13 protein-coding genes are annotated in these 14,888 nt (G+C 64.6%); 6 read left to right on the top strand and 7 right to left on the bottom strand.

The window, feature by feature from the left end; genetic code table 11:
• Window positions 1-288: 288 nt before the first annotated feature.
• The gene (locus DF200_RS04245; protein ID WP_109137046.1) at window positions 289-1,773 is read right to left on the bottom strand and encodes an amino acid permease; all 1,485 of its coding nucleotides are present in this window, start codon (window positions 1,771-1,773) and stop codon (window positions 289-291) included.
• A gap of 223 nt (window positions 1,774-1,996) precedes the next feature.
• Between DF200_RS04245 and DF200_RS11110 the strand changes: the two genes are divergently transcribed.
• Window positions 1,997-2,362, top strand: coding sequence for a DUF2510 domain-containing protein (locus DF200_RS11110; protein ID WP_241520115.1), 366 nt, complete (start codon window positions 1,997-1,999; stop codon window positions 2,360-2,362).
• A complete protein-coding gene (locus DF200_RS04235) occupies window positions 2,362-3,810 on the top strand; it encodes a chloride channel protein (protein WP_109137045.1) in 1,449 nt (482 codons plus the stop codon). Before DF200_RS11110 ends, DF200_RS04235 begins: the two co-directional genes overlap by 1 nt.
• A gap of 124 nt (window positions 3,811-3,934) precedes the next feature.
• Here DF200_RS04235 and DF200_RS04230 read toward each other — a convergent pair whose 3' ends face one another.
• Entirely contained in the window at window positions 3,935-5,227 is a 1,293-nt protein-coding gene (locus tag DF200_RS04230) for an MFS transporter (RefSeq protein ID WP_109137044.1), read from the bottom strand.
• 186 nt (window positions 5,228-5,413) lie between these two features.
• Between DF200_RS04230 and DF200_RS04225 the strand changes: the two genes are divergently transcribed.
• The 4 genes from DF200_RS04225 to rsmD all read left to right on the top strand — a co-directional run bounded on the left by DF200_RS04225 (window position 5,414) and on the right by rsmD (window position 11,034).
• Window positions 5,414-7,012, top strand: a complete 1,599-nt coding sequence (locus DF200_RS04225) for a CPBP family intramembrane glutamic endopeptidase (RefSeq protein WP_158275771.1) — start codon at window positions 5,414-5,416, stop codon at window positions 7,010-7,012.
• Between the two features lie 241 nt (window positions 7,013-7,253).
• Window positions 7,254-7,445, top strand: coding sequence for a 50S ribosomal protein L28 (gene rpmB / locus DF200_RS04220; RefSeq protein ID WP_109137042.1), 192 nt, complete (start codon window positions 7,254-7,256; stop codon window positions 7,443-7,445).
• A 361-nt stretch (window positions 7,446-7,806) separates the two neighbouring features.
• Window positions 7,807-10,299 (top strand): ATP-dependent DNA helicase RecG, encoded by a 2,493-nt coding sequence (locus tag DF200_RS04215; RefSeq protein ID WP_109137041.1) that lies wholly within the window; start codon window positions 7,807-7,809, stop codon window positions 10,297-10,299.
• A gap of 159 nt (window positions 10,300-10,458) precedes the next feature.
• Window positions 10,459-11,034: a 16S rRNA (guanine(966)-N(2))-methyltransferase RsmD gene (gene rsmD, locus DF200_RS04210; RefSeq protein ID WP_109137040.1), complete on the top strand. Its 576-nt coding sequence runs from the start codon at window positions 10,459-10,461 to the stop codon at window positions 11,032-11,034.
• Window positions 11,035-11,070: 36 nt separating this feature from the next.
• On the opposite strand, the gene trmD is transcribed toward rsmD, so the two are convergent.
• The 5 genes from trmD to DF200_RS04185 all read right to left on the bottom strand — a co-directional run bounded on the left by trmD (window position 11,071) and on the right by DF200_RS04185 (window position 14,730).
• Window positions 11,071-12,006: a tRNA (guanosine(37)-N1)-methyltransferase TrmD gene (gene trmD, locus DF200_RS04205; protein ID WP_109137039.1), complete on the bottom strand. Its 936-nt coding sequence runs from the start codon at window positions 12,004-12,006 to the stop codon at window positions 11,071-11,073.
• Between the two features lie 100 nt (window positions 12,007-12,106).
• Window positions 12,107-12,655, bottom strand: coding sequence for a ribosome maturation factor RimM (rimM, locus tag DF200_RS04200; RefSeq protein WP_109137060.1), 549 nt, complete (start codon window positions 12,653-12,655; stop codon window positions 12,107-12,109).
• 99 nt (window positions 12,656-12,754) lie between these two features.
• Window positions 12,755-12,985: an RNA-binding protein gene (locus DF200_RS04195; RefSeq protein ID WP_100510527.1), complete on the bottom strand. Its 231-nt coding sequence runs from the start codon at window positions 12,983-12,985 to the stop codon at window positions 12,755-12,757.
• A gap of 2 nt (window positions 12,986-12,987) precedes the next feature.
• Entirely contained in the window at window positions 12,988-13,455 is a 468-nt protein-coding gene (rpsP, locus tag DF200_RS04190; protein ID WP_109137038.1) for a 30S ribosomal protein S16, read from the bottom strand.
• Between the two features lie 519 nt (window positions 13,456-13,974).
• Window positions 13,975-14,730, bottom strand: a complete 756-nt coding sequence (locus DF200_RS04185) for an SDR family oxidoreductase (protein ID WP_109137037.1) — start codon at window positions 14,728-14,730, stop codon at window positions 13,975-13,977.
• Between the last annotated feature and the right edge of the window lie 158 nt (window positions 14,731-14,888).

Raw genomic sequence — 14,888 nt, 5'->3', positions numbered from 1 at the left:
GATTTTTTGTATTCGGATGCAGCTTTCAATACGAGCTCTTCCGATTCCGAGCTTTTCGCATTTCGACTCCCCCTGTCAGGGGAGCCGGCCGCGAAACGGGTCGAGGGGCAGGCGATCCGGCAACGAATTCGCTGACGCAGGGCACTGGCGAGTTCGATGGCCGTGCGCTGCTCGGCCTGGACCGGCCGTGCCCGGTCCTGGTTTGCCACCGGCACAAGGCCCTGCACGCCGTGGCAGGTGGCGCGCATCCGCGCATCCCGGCCCGGCCTACGGCTCCGGATCACAAGATCACGGCAGCCGCACCGACTCCTTGGGGTGGGTCCTCCGCCACCACCGCTGGATGAAGTAGATGCCATAACATGCCACGATGAAGACGATCTCCGCCGCCAGCGCGAACCGCTGCTCCTTGTCGAACACCACCAGCACGAACGACGCCGTGCACAGGATGAACGCCGCCCACGAGACATACGGGAACCCGGGCGTCCGGTAGACGAGCTCGTCCGCGGTGTGCCCCGAGGCAAGCCACCGTTTGCGGAACACGATCTGGCAGTACGCGATGGCGATCCACACCACCACGGCGGACAGCCCGGAGAGGGCCACAAGAACCAGGTAGACGGTGCTCGCCGCCACCACCGACGACAGCAGCGCGAGCAGACCGCCCGCCATGGCCGCGCACAACGCCAACATCGGCACGCCGCGACGGTTCGTCTTGGCGAACCAGCGCGGGATCATGCCTTCGTTGCCCATCGACCACACCATGCGCGTGGAGGCGTACAGGCCGGAGTTCGAGGCGGAGAGCACGGCCGTGAGCACCACGAAGTTCATGATGTCCGCAGCGTACGGAATGCCGATGGAGTTGAACACGAGCACGAACGGGCTTTCGCCCACGCCCGCCTCGCGCCACGGAATCAGCGCGCACATCACCGTGATCGAGCCGATGAAGAACAGCACAAGCCTCCACAGCGTGGTGTGGATGGCCTTCGGCACGGCGGTCTTCGGATCGCGCGTCTCGCCGGCCGTCACGCCGATGAGCTCGGTGCCGGAAAACGCGAAGTTCACGGTGAGGATGGTGGCGAACACGGGCATGAAGCCGTTGGGGAAGACGCCGTCCTTGACGAGGTTGCCGAACAACGGCGCATGGTCGTAGCCGGAGATCGGCACTGCGCCGAAGATCGCCAGCAGGCCGATGACGATGAACGCGCAGATGGCGAACACCTTGATGGACGCGAACCAGAACTCCGCCTCCGCGAAGAACCGCACCGACAGCGCGTTCGCCACGAATATCAGCACGATGCACGCCGCCGACCATACCCATGTGGGCGTGTGCGGGAACCATCGCTGCATGAGCAGTCCAGCCGCGGTGAATTCCGAACCGAGCGCCACCGTCCACGTGAGCCAGTATTGGATGGCGATGACGAACCCGGTGCCCGGCCCGATGAACTTCTCCGCATACACGTGGAACGATCCCGTCACCGGCATGGCCACGGACAGTTCACCCAGCGTGAGCATGACCAGATACACGATCACCGCGCCGATGCCGTATGCCAGGATCGTGCCGATCGGACCGGCCTGCTGGATCGTGTAGCCGGAGCTGAGGAACAGGCCGGTGCCGATGACGCCGCCGAGCGAGATCATCTGCAGATGCCGCGATTCCATGCCTCGTTTCAGATTCGTATGCAGTGCGTGGTCGCGACGCTGTTCCGAACGATCGGACTGTGACGATTCGGCGTGCGTCGTGGTTTCCTCCGCCGCTTCGATATCGGACTGGCTCATGGCTCTCTCTTACGCATGTAAAGTTGTGTTTTCCGTATGTTCGGCCGCCGGTAAGACGACCCCGAACAGTATACGTTTCCGTCGATACGGGCGTGGACCATGGTACATGCCGATGACATAGGAAGTTACAGTGAGAGGCGGCCGTACTATACGGTCGCCGGACGGTCGCCGGACGATTGCCGGACGATTGCCGGGAAGCGGAGCATAGAGAACGGAGCGCACGATGAACACACCTCAGGCCGGATGGTATCCCGATCCCTCCGGCGATCCGACAAGGATCCGTTGGTGGGACGGCATGCAGTGGACGCAGGATGTGAGGCCGGCACGGCCGGCGTACGGGCCGGGCGTGTATGCCATGACGGACTCCGACCGCACGCTGCGCCTGATCGCGTTCGTCCTGATGCTGATCAGCACGGTCGGCGTGGGATGGCTCATCGTCCCGTTGGCGTGGATGATCCCCATGACCATTCATACTTGGGGCATCTACAAGGGGACGAAGGCGAACACGGTGGTATTCGGCGTCTGCGCGTTGGTGTTCTGCAGTCTCATCGGAGGCATCCTGCTGTTGGTCAGCAACAAGGACGCGTGATGGTGGGACGGAACGTGGACTGGCGGCGGGTCGGCTGGCTTGCGGCGGCGGCCCTGCTCCTTGGCGCGGTGATCGGCGTGGGCGCGGGCCTGCTGACGTTGCTGCTGTATGGCGTGGAGCATGTGATGCTGGGATACGTCGAGGGGCCGTCGATGCCGGGCCCGTTCGCCGTGCCGTGGATTCGCCGTGCCGCAGCGGTTACGGCCGGTCTGGCCGTGGCGGCCGTGATCTGGTATCTGCTGCGTAACCGGACCACGACTGTCCCGTCGGTTAAGAAGGCCGTGGCCGGCGAACGGATGCCATGGTGGCAGACCGTGGTGCATGTGGTCCTGCAGATCTTCATCGTCGGATCGGGCGCCTCCATCGGCCGCGAGGTGGCGCCGCGCGAACTTGGCGCGATGCTGGCGCAACGGTTCTGCGACATGTTCCATCTGGAGCGCGCGGACCGGCGCATGGTCGTGGCCGTGGCGGCCGGCGCGGGACTGGGCGGAGTCTACGATGCGCCGCTGGCCGGCATGTTCTTCGCCGCGGAGATCCTGCTCGCCGACATCTCCATCGAGGCCATTGCCTTCGGATTGGGCATGTCCGCCACCGCCGCCTACGTGGCCGCCCTGATCAAAGGCCATCACACGTTCTACGACATCACCGCCATGCAGCCGGGGGAGACGCCGAGCCTGATGGCGTTCGCGCTCCTGTGTGGCGCGGTGTGCGGCATGGCGGGCGCGCTGTTCCGCCGCGGCTCGCAGTGGGCGGAATCGCATAAGCCCGGTGGCCTCGCGCTGCTGTGGCAGATGCCGCTGGCCGGCGCGCTCACCGGCGCGGTCGCCATCGCGGTGCCGCAGGTCATGGGCAACGGCCGCGCGGCCGCACAGCTCGGTTTCAGTACGTTCCTCGGCGGCACGGGTGGGCCGTCGCCGTCGGGCGCTACGCAATCCGCACAGTCGGCGGCCGCGTCGCCCTGGACGCTGTTGGCCAACGGCGACGATGCGGCCAGCGGCTGGCTGCGTGGTCTCGGCCTTCCTCACCTCGGTCTTCCTCACCTCGGCGTGATGCTCGCCGTCCTCGCCATCACCTTCGCCGTCAAGGCCATCGTCACGCTGCTCACCATCCGTTCCGGCGCATCCGGCGGCGTGCTTCAGCCCGGCATCGCCCTCGGCGCCACGCTCGGCGCGATGCTCGGTCTTCTATGGACGCTGGCGTTCCCGGTCGATTCGGTCACGGCGTGCGCGCTCGTCGGCGCGGCCGCGCTGTTGTCCGCCTCGCAGCAGGCCCCGCTCATGGCCATGTGCCTGGTCATGGAGCTTACCGAGGCTCCGATCGCGTTCTTCGTGCCGGTCGGTCTTGCGGTCGCCACGTCCGCCTTCGTGTCCAGCTGGATGCTCGGCGGCACCGCCCGCCGCCGACCTGCCGTGCGCCCGGCGTCGTCTGATTCCGTGTCAGAAAAATAACGGATGATAGGACGAAAACGTTGGAATCAACACGATGCAGCCATTGATCGCATATGGTTGCGCGCCGTTTTTTTGGTTGCGATTCGCGGATGCAACCGAAAGATGGTGGCCGACGTTGGGGAGATCACGCCTGGGCGCGGGTCGGATCCTTCTGCAGGGTGAGGAAGACGAGGGCCACGACGAGCAGGATGGCGATGGAGAGCACGCCGAGGCTCGCGTTGCCGGTCAGGGTGGTCGTCGTGGCCACGAGGAACGTGCCGAGAATCGAGGCGGTCTTGCCGAAGATGTCGTACAGGCCGTAGTATTCGTTCGCATGGTCCTTGGGGATGATCTTGCCGTAATACGAACGGCTCAACGCCTGGATGCCGCCCTGGAACATGCCGACCAGGATGGCGAGGATCCAGAACTCCAGCGCGGCCTTGAGGAAGAACGTGGCGAAGAACACGATGCCCATGTATGCGGCCACCGCCACCATGATCATCGGCTTGCAGCCGAAGCGTCCCGCCAGACGCCCGTAGATGATGGCGCAGGGGAACGCCACGAACTGTGTGACCAACAGAGCCACCACCAGCTGCGTGGAATCGATGCCGAGCTGCGTGCCGTATGAGGTGCTCATCGAGATGACGGTGTTGACCGCGTCGATGTAGAAGAAGAACGCCACCATGAACATCCACAACGGCTTGTTGCGTACGAGCTTGCGCAACGTGCCGGCGAGTTCGGTGAACGTGCCGCGCACGGCCTCGCGCGTGTGCTCGCGGGTGGCGCGGTAATGCACCTGACGGTAGCTGGTGAGCAGCGGGATCGTGAACGCCACCCACCAGATGGCCGTGATGACGAAGCTGGCGCGTGTACAGGCCGCGGTGGACCAGCCGAGGAGCGCCGGGCCGCCGAAGATCAGCGCGATGCAGGCGATGAACGGGATCGTCGAGCCGACGTAGCCCCAGCCGTAGCCATGCGAGGAGACCTTGTCCATGCGCTCGTTGATGGTGGTGTCGATGAGCATCGAGTCGTAGAAGGTGAGCGAGCCGTTGAGGCCTATGGTGGCGAGCACGTAGACGATGAGGAACGGCAGCCAGGTGAGCGGCAGTGCCATCGCGCAGCACATCACCGCGCCCGTGCCGAAGAACCCGAGGAAGAACTTGATCTTCATGCCCTGCACGTCGGCGATCGAGCCGAGCAGCGGCATGAGCAGGGCGATGACCAGCGAGGCGATGGTCTGCGCATAGCCCCAGGCCGAAACGATGTTGCCGTCCGCCGGCATCAGCGACTTCGCGTAGATGGGGATCACGGCGGTGGACAGCAGCACGAACGCGGAGTTGCCGACGTCGTAGACGATCCACTTCTTCTCGCGTGCGGTGAGTCGGGCGGTGCCGGCTGCCGGGGCCGGTGGGGTGTCGGTGGTGCGATGGTCGGTCATGATGCTCCTCGTTCGCGTTCAGCTTTTATGGTAACGGCCGATTCCGGGCGTTGACGCCCCCGGATATGAACGCAGAATGAATTACGTCGTATCGCAGGGTTCGGATGGGAAAGCCGGCGGCGGAAGGGCCCCGGCTGCTAGAGTGACAGACAGTTGACGATGCGGTTTCGCCGGAAAGGGGCGGTGATGGACGAACATACGGGGCATGGGGAAGAGGGATGGCCCGCGGCGGACCGGAATGACGACCGGAACACGTGGACCGCGGGCCAGCCGCAGGGGGATGGCCCGATGTCCGGTGCCCCGCGCAGTGGCCGTCATGCGGCGCCCAGACACGCGGCCCGACCCGCATATCCGCAGTCGCCGGTCCCGGTTCAGCCCGCACCCGCACAGCCATCGGCCCGGTATTCCGCCGGTTCCGCCCGTCACGCCGCGGCACGCCCCGCAATGCCGGCCGGACCGGTTCCGGCGAATCCGATGCCTCCCGCTCCCATGCCGGTGGCTCCGGCGGCGCACGGCGGCCCCATGCCCTCCGACCCGTATGCCGCATGGTCGCAGCCGCAACCCGCATATAGCGCGTATCCCGGTCCCATCCAACCTACGCCCGTGGCGACCCCGGCACGCGCCTTCCCGTACCAGCCGTATCCGCCGGTCCCGCCAGCCGGGGCGTACGCCCCCGCTCCGGCCGGTGCATACCCGGTTCCTCCCGTCGCCGCCCCGAAGGCGCTCGCCAAACCGCTCCGGTTCTTCCCAGCGGTCAATCTGCGCACAGCCCGCAAGGCGTTCAACCGCACCGGATGGGCCCTGCTCGTGTTCCTTGCGGCCACCATGGTCGGCGCCGTCATCCTCGGCGTCATCGCCGAAATCGTCAGCCCGGGCATCACCAACAAATCCGGTTCGTCCATCAATATGGGCCTCTCATCCCTTGCCCAGTATGGGATCGGCGTGCCCCTGTGCCTGCTCGTCTTCCGCTCCGCGCCAAGCCATCCGCCGCGCCCCGGCCGCGACGACCCCGGATCCGCCTTCGGCCCCGGCCGCTGGCTGGCCATCTTCCTCATGGGCTTCCCCATCATGTACGGCGGCAATCTCCTCGGCCAGCTCGTCTCCAATCTGCTGTCGATGGGCAAATACTCCAACATCCTCGACGACGCCATGTCCACGGGCAGCAGCGAATTCGTGCTGCTCGACTTCACCGTGGAATCCATGGTGGCCGTCATCCTCGCCCCCTGTTTCGAGGAGCTCATCTTCCGCAAGATGCTCATCGACCGTCTGCGCGTCTACGGCGAGAAAATCGCCATCCTCATGTCCGGCCTGCTGTTCTGTCTCATGCACACGAACACGTACCAGACGTTCTACACATTCGGATGGGGGCTGCTGTGGGCCTACATCTACACGCGGACCGGCAAGGTCCAATACACCATCGCCATGCATGCGGCCACCAATCTCATGGGCGGCGTGGTCGGGCCGCTGCTGATGTCCGGTCTCGACTTTTCGGCGTTCGATAATCTCAACACCGACGACTCTGCCGCGGTCATGGATGCGCTTGCAAGGTCCGGCCCCGCTCTGGCCGTGTTCGGCGTCTATCTGCTCGTCATCCTGGGGTTGATAATCGCCGGCCTGGTGCTGCTCATACGCAAGCGCAGGGAGTTCTTCACCAGACCGGCCGGCCTGGATCTCGCACCGGGCAACCGGCTGCGCGTCGTCCTCGGCAACCCCGGTATGGTCGCCTTCATCGTCGTGACCACGATATGGACGCTCGGCGCGCCGATTGCCGCGGCGTTCTCGTGACTTCCATTCATGAATCGTCAGATACACCCCAAAATCCCCTGTTTTTGGCGTGTATCTGACAATTCGTGAATTTCCTCCACCCGCTTCATGCGGCGATTCCGTAAAAAACTCGGCATGATACCGTGCTTATTTGCAAAAACCCGTATTTCGCGCTAATATCGTGAAGTTGTGTGTTCAGGCCGGGGCATCCCGACGGGGACACGGGAAAGACTTGAACAAACAGTAAGTTAGAGGAGTCATCATGGCAGCTCGTTGTGCAGTCTGCGGCAAGGGCCCGCAGGTCGGCTACACCGTTTCTCACTCGCATCGTCGTAACAAGCGTCGTTTCCTTCCGAACCTGCAGCCGGTTCGCACCAGCATCGATGGCGAGAACGTTCGCCTTCGCGTGTGCACCTCCTGCATCAAGGGCGGCAAGGTCCAGCGCGTCGCCTGATTGCGATTGCGCGGTATTGCGTCAAGCCCCGGGGCATCTGCCGCCGGGGCTTTGTCGTACTTGGGGGTGGGCAGACCGCCGTCTGACAGCTCCCATCGGGGCCGCGGGGGATGCGGCATCCGGCCGGTGCTCCCGGCAGAGGGAGCCGAGCCGGTGACGACCGGGCTGGCTGCGTCGGCCGGCGGCGCTCCCGGCATAGAGGGGGCCGAACCTCGCACCCATCCGGCTCCCCACGGGGACGAGGAGAGCTGTCAGCGGAGCTGACTGAGGGGAGCGCCTGCGCACGCATCACCATCAACTCCACGAGACCGTTCGTTCAATCCTCCCGTCCTCCGGGAGAGGAGACAGTAGGATGGAGCGTATGACTATTGCCCTGGATACCGCCGTCTCGTCGTTGATGACGAACAAACGGCGTGTCGGCGCGTTGAAATCGCTGGGCGTGGTCACGGTCGGCGACGCATTGACCTATTACCCGTTCCGTGTGACGGACCCCGTGCCCGTCACGCCGATTCGCAGTATCGCCGTCGGCGTGAAGGCGGTGTTCGTCGCGACCGTGAGGGAGCTGCGCGTCGTGCCGATGAACGCCCGCCGCGGATTCCGCGTGGAGGCCGTGCTCGACGATGCCGACATCGTGGGGCGCTCGCCGCGTTTCGACCTTGCCGATCCGGACGTCGCCTCCCGATATGCGCATGTGGCCCCCGGAACAGTGCGTCTCGTGTTCTTTTCCCACAACAGGGGATACGCCGACTGGATGGGATCCCGGCTGCGGTCGGGGTCCGTGGTCGTGGCCGCCGGCGATCCGACGGTGTTCAACGACAATCTGCAGTTCACGCATCCCGACGTGGTCGTGGTGTACGGGCCCGACGGGCGCCCGGGGGAGATAGACTCCGTATCGGCGGCGTTGGCCAAGGTCTCGCGGCCGCAGCCCGTATATCACGCCAGTTCGCGCATATCGACCGATCATATTCACGAATCGATCCTCGGATTCCTGCGGATGATGGCCGATAGGCCGACTGATACGCGTACGACCGGAGCATCGTCTGCCGCCCAATCAGCCCCGACGCCCGGACCTGCTCCCAATCCTGCTCCCGGCCCTGCTCCGACGACCGACGAACCGGTTCCGTTGGACCCGGCGGACCTTGCTCACGCCATCCCCGACATCCTGCCCGAATCCGTGCGCACCCACAACCGGCTGCTGCATCGGGCCGAGGCGTTCCTCGCCATCCACGACCCCGAATCGGTCCGCCGGTTCCACGAGGGCATCCGCACCCTGCGCTTCGAGGAGGCGTTCATCGCGCAGACGGCGCTGCTCACCGTCCGCCGCCACGCCACGACCATCGACGCCTATCCGTGCCCGCAGCCGACCGGCATCGACGTGTTCGATGTGGACGCGGGCCAGACCCGGCAAGGGAAATTCATCGCATCGTTGCCGTTCGCGTTGACCGACGGCCAGCGGAAGGTCATCGACGACATCGCCGCCGACATGACGAAATCCGCCCCCATGCAGCGTCTGCTGCAAGGCGAGGTCGGCTCCGGCAAGACGGTCGTGGCCGTGGCGGCCATGCTGCAGGCCGTCGACGCCGGGCATCAGGCCGTGCTCGTGGCCCCCACCCAGGTGCTCGCCGAACAGCATTACGCGAGCATCAACCGCATGGTCGGCGGCGACGTGGACGTGCTCCTGCTCACCGGCGGCATGAGGCTCGCCGCCCGCCGCCGCGTGCTTGGGCTCGCGGCCAGCGGCACGCCCTGCATCGTCGTGGCCACGCATGCCGCGTTCTCCAAATCGTTCCAGGCGCCGAATCTCGCACTCGCGGTGATCGACGAGCAGCATCGGTTCGGTGTGGAGCAGCGTGAGACGCTGCGCCGTAAATCCGAACGCGCACCGCATCTGCTGGTCATGACGGCCACGCCGATTCCCCGCACCGCTGCCATGACGTGGTTCGGCGACCTCGACATCTCGTGGCTGACCGAGCTGCCGGGCGGCCGCAAGCCGATTCGCACGATCGTGGTGCCGGAGGCGGATGGGCATACGATGGCGCGGATGTTCTCGCATATCCGGGCGCGCGTGGACGCGGGGGAGCGGGCGTACATCGTCTGCCCGCGCATCGACGCGAACACGGAGGATGAGGAGACGTCGTCGACGTCGAGGAAACGTTCGTCGCGACGCGCCGAGGAGGCTGGGCCGATGATCGACGATCCGTTCGACGGAACGGACGCCGATGGCTCGAACGAGCCGAAGCCGCCGTTGCATTCCGTGGAGGAGATCGCCGACCGTCTGTCGGCGCTGCCGCAGTTCCAGGGGATCGAACTGGCCACGCTGACCGGGCGCGACGACGACGAGACGAAACGCCAGGTGATGGACGGCTTCTCGTCGGGGCGTACGCCGGTGCTGGTGGCGACCACGGTGATCGAGGTCGGCGTGGACGTACCGCAGGCCAGCTGCATCGTGATCTTCGACGCCGACAGGTTCGGACTGTCTCAGCTGCATCAGCTCCGCGGGCGCGTGGGGCGAGGCGGCACGAACAGCTGGGCGTTCCTGATCTCACGCGCCGAACCGGATTCGCTGGCGGCGCAACGTCTGGAGGTCATCCGCACGTCCACCGACGGCGCGGACATCGCCCAGGCCGACATCGAACTGCGCGGTGCCGGCGATGTGCTGGGCGACGCACAGTCGGGCGGTCGTTCGTCGTTGAAGCTGCTGCGTGTGGTCAAGGACGCCGACATGATCGCCCAGGCGCGCGAACAGGCGCAGGCGCTGCTCGACGCCGATCCCGAACTGCACGCCGAGGTGAACCTTGCCGGCGCCGTGCTCGACTTCACGCGCGGCAACGAGCAGTTCATCACCAGCACGTGATGATGCGGTCTGCGTCATGCGGGCCGGTTTGCGCGTCATCCGTCCGGCGTGATGTCGTGGCGGGTCCGGCCCACATGGCAGGCCCGGTCTACATGGCAGGCCCGCCACGAGTGACGCGGGACTGCGGGAATCATGGCGGTTCCGTGCATAATGGAATCTATGCGTATTATTGCGGGACGATTCAAGGGTTTTGAGGTCACGACGCCGAAAAGCGGCACACGGCCTACCACCGACCGTACGAAGGAGGCCATCTTCTCCCATCTGACGGCCATCGACATCCTGCCCGACGCCCGTGTGCTCGACCTGTTCGCCGGCACCGGCGCGCTCGGCATCGAGGCGTTGTCGCGCGGGGCGCGGTCGCTGGTGGCGGTGGAATCCTCCGGCCCGGCCGCCGCGATGCTCGGCCGATCGCTCGCACGCCTCAAGCAGTCGAAGGCGTGGAACGCCGACATGAGCGCCCGCGTGGTCAAGACGAAGGCCGAGAAATACGTCAACGCGCCGGGAGCATCATTCGATTTGATTTTCATTGATCCGCCGTATGCCTTCGACACCAACAATTGCAACGACTTGATGCAAATGTTAGTGACTAACGGCATCGTGGATCCACGCGGCGTGATCATGCTGGAGCGGTCGGCGCGCTCCGAGGAGCCGACCGCCCCCGACGGATGGGAAATCACCCAGAGCCGCAAATACGGCGAGACCGCCGTATTCTATTTCGAGCGTTGCCTGGAATAGCGTCGCCTGGAATAGCGATACCTGGAATAGTGTCGCCTAGAAGTACCGCACGGGAAGATGGTCGACCGCCTGATGGCGCGGATGATGTCCGGATACCTCCCAGCCGAGCATCATCAGCGTCTTGCGGTCGTTCTTGCTTAGCTCCTTGCAATCCAGTCGTTCGATGAGATCGGGGCGTATGCGCGACGTGCGCTCCAACGCCTCGTCGCGGCGGAAGCGATCGACCCTGCCGTGGTCGCCGCTGGTCAGCACGTCGGATACGGCGAGCCCGCGCCATGCGGTCGGCCGCGTGAACTGCCGGTGCTCCAACAGCGGATCGCCCGTATAGGATTCCTCCACAATCGATTCGGGATTGCCCATGAACCCCGGAATCAGACGTACAATCGCCTCGATCATGGCGGATACGGCCACCTCGCCGCCGTTGAGCACGTAGTCACCGATCGAATATTCACGCACTTCGACGCCCTGACGCGCATAATACTCCGGCACGCGCGCGTCGATGCCCTCATACCGGCCGCAGCCGAAGACCAGCCGTTCGGCATGCGAGAGGTCCGTGGCGTCGGCCTGGGTGAACAACGGCGCCGACGGATTGGGGAAGATGAGGATCGGTCGGCCGTGTGTGTCCGTGGCGTCGGTCGGCTGCCCGTCGGGTGCCACCGCAGGCGATTGCGCGCCGGTCGCCGGTACGAGATGGAAGTCACGCGACAGGACCGGTTCGCCGTCGGCGCTGAAATCGGCCGGTTCGAGGCCCATGATGTCGTCGAGGCACTGCGCCCAGATCTCAGGCTTCATCACCATGCCGGCACCGCCGCCGACCGGGGTGTCGTCCACCGAATGATGCACGTCGTGCGTCCAGTCGCGCAGATTGTGGGCGGTGACGGTCAGCAGACCGCGCTGCTGGGCCTTGCCCAATAAGCTGAGTTTCAGGACGTCGAAATACTCGGGAAACACGGAAACGATGTCGATATGCATAGGTCCCAGCGTATCGCATCCGAGGTTTTCGAGTTCACGAATCGACAGATACGAGTGATGTGAGCGCTAAAAATCCGCCTATCTGACGATTCGTGAACGGTTAGCGATCCCGCAACAGTCCATTCGGGGGGTCGATCACGATATATCCTTCCTCCGGATCGACCTCGGGCACGATCTCCTCGACGAACGGGACCAATGATTCCGCGCCGCTGGGTTCGGTGATGGTGAGCAGCCACTGCGCGGGGGATTCCGCCACGTCCGTGACCTTGCCGGCGACCGTATATTCATCGGCATCGTAGATACGCGCTTCGAGTCCGATCAGCTCCTCGGCATAAAAACCGTCGTCGTCCTCGTCGTCGGAATATACGGGCTCCGTATACAGCATCGTGCCGTTCAGGGCCTCCGACGCGTTGCGGTCGGTCACGCCCTCGAACAATACGATCCAGCGTTCCTTGAATTTGCGTGATCTGACGACCGTGAACTCGCGGCCGTCGTCGGTCAATAGCACGGAACCGGGCGCGAACCGTTCCTCGGGGTCGTCGGTGAAGGCGCGCACATTGACCTCGCCCTTCAGCCCCTGCGCCCTGCCGATACGACAGACCCTCAGCAACTCGCGCTGCTGAGGGTCTGCATTATGCTGTTCCGCCATCGCCTGTTCCGTCATCTTTGCTGTCGTCGCTGTCGTCATCGTCCCGATTCTATCGGGTGATTGCGACGGGCGATCGCCATCCGGACCGATGGTCCCGAATCAGCGAACATCCATGATGTCGACGCGGACCTTGTGGTCGGCCAGGGCCTGCACCACGGTGCGAATGGCGTTCGCGGTGCGTCCTCCACGACCGATGACGCGTCCGATGTCCTCCGGGTTCACCCGCACGCGAAGCAGTTCGCCGCGGTTGTTCTCATGGGACTTCACGGAAACGTCGTCCGGGAAATCAACGATGTTCTTGATCAGGTGTTCGACGGCTTCGGCAAGCATGATTACTCAGCCTTCTCCTCGGTGGCTTCCTCGGCGGGGGCCTCGGCTTCGGCGGCCGCAGCGGCCTCCTCGGCTTCCTTCTCGGCCTTGGCCTTGGCTTCGGCTTCGGCCTTGGCGGCCTTGAGCTTCTGGGCCTCATCGGCGGCGGCGGCCACACGGGCCTCCGCGTCCGGACCCTCGGCGGCGACCTTCAGCGTGCCCTCGGCACCGGGCAGGCCCTTGAACTTCTGCCAGTCGCCGGTGATGTTGAGCAGCTTGAAGACGGGCTCGGTCGGCTGGGCGCCGACACCGAGCCAGTACTGAGCACGGTCAGACTTGATCTGGATGAGCGAGGGCTGCTTGTTGGGATCGTAGATACCGATCTCCTCGATGGTCTTGCCGTTACGGGCCTTGCGGGAATCCATAACGACGACACGGTAGAAGGCGTAGTGCTTCTTGCCCAGGCGCTTCAGACGAATCTTGGTTGCCAAAACGGCTCTCCTTATGTATTAGGGGTGTGCATCTTCGGTTTCGTGTGGGGCACGGAAACCGCGATCCACGTGTTCCTCATAAGCAACGGAGTTAGAGGGCGCCACTGCTTACGAATAACAGCTAGATATTATAACCACATTCTGGCGCGGACAAGCCCGAAATCGGGATAATTTTGGGATTTTTCCGGTGCGGCCGACTGCGTCGTCCGCCGCTGCCGGAATGACGCGGTCGCTTACCGATTCCACCGTGGTATGCCGAGGGGACGGCCTGTTTCCCGGCGGAATCAATGAGCGATCGCTTGGCATGTTAGGACAACATATTACTTACATTGTGAATGTAGCCGTGGGAAAAACGAAAACGAAGAATCTAGCGTCTATGGATTTCGGTCTGAATAGTGAACCGAAATATGGTGAAACATGACGCGGCCGCTCGTCGGTTTCACCGCGATATGCCAAGAATGCAGTCTATTCCGCAACGGATTGCGGTGAAACCGGGGATGACCTGATGCGGTGGTGCGGTCAGGCGTTGCGGAACACCTTGGTGTAGGAGCCTTCGGCGCGCGGGCGCACGACGATGCTGTCCACGTCCACCGTGTCGGGCTGGTCGAGCGCCCAGCGCACGCATTCGGCGATGTCCTCGGCCTTGAGCGGGTCGGGCACGCCGGCGTACACGGCGGCGGCCTTCGACTCATCGCCGTGGAAGCGCTTGACGGAGAATTCGTCGGTCTTGACCATGCCGGGCGCGATGTCGATCACGCGGATCGGTTCGCCGATCATCTCCAGCCGCAGCACGCGCGCCATGACCCGTTCGGCGAACTTCGAGGCGCAGTATCCGGCGCCGCCCTCGTACGGTTCGATGCCTGCGGTGGAGGAGATGACCAGCACCGAGCCGGCCGACTCCTTGAGCGCCGGCAGCAGCTTCTGCGTGATGCGCAGCGTGCCCAGCACGTTCAGCTCGTACATGGCGCGCCAGTCGTCGAGGTTCGCCGTGGCGACCGGGTCCTTGCCGACGGCGCCTCCGGCGCAGTTCACCAGCGCCTTGACCGGGCCGGCCGCGAGGATCGTGCGCACCGCGGCGGTGGTGGAATCCTCGTCGGTGATGTCGGCCACGACGGGCGTGCAGCCGGTCTCCGCGGCCAGAGAGGCAAGCCTCTCCTCCCGCCGGGCCAGTGCGAACACCTTCCATCCCTCGGTCGTCAGCGTGCGTACGGTGGCGGCGCCGATGCCGCTTGAAGCGCCCGTCACCACAGCGGTCTTGACAACGTTGTTCGTCATGGTTCCTCCTCGCGATGCGATGCATATACGGTTTCATTGTAGGTGTGATGGCCTCTCGGCCCGGGGGCGTCCGCCAACGACGATCGGGTGTCCACGATTCGAAAAACTACGTAGTTGCGATGTCTCCTGACGTAGTATGGAGATGCGCCGTGCGGCAT

Origin of the sequence: Bifidobacterium catulorum (genome assembly GCF_003129925.1) — a bacterium.
Taxonomy (GTDB): Bacteria; Actinomycetota; Actinomycetes; order Actinomycetales; family Bifidobacteriaceae; genus Galliscardovia; species Galliscardovia catulorum.
The sequence above is the reverse complement of the archived record's forward strand: the minus strand, read 5'-3'. Positions and strand labels throughout refer to the sequence as shown.